The sequence below is a fragment of the Halomonas sp. BM-2019 genome, assembly GCF_017584085.1.
On sequence record NZ_CP071922.1, the window covers coordinates 3540865 to 3541240 of the forward strand.

Genomic DNA, 376 nt, shown 5'->3' on the forward strand with positions numbered 1-376 from the left:
CAACGATACTGGATTATAGGTAAGTTTACTACAACCTGTGTTGGGGGTGAATATCCCCGTCTCGCCGCGGGCATTGGCGGTTTTTGCTAGCCTGCGAAGAGATTCTCGCGGTGACCTTGTGCCGAGGTGTCTCGATTCACCTAGATCATTATGTCGTAAAGTTACTAAAAAAATCTTGAGTCCCGGATCGGTTTGCGTCACATTATGGGTATCTCGCCAAGAGCCGCAGGCGACCCAACCGGCATCGCCGGTGCCCGATCTCTGCCCACCGGCTCTGCCCTTACCTTGAAAGCTACACAAAGCTACACAGAGACGCTCTAGGAGGAGAGAGGACATGACCCTCAAGATTGCCATCAACGGCTTCGGCCGCATCGGC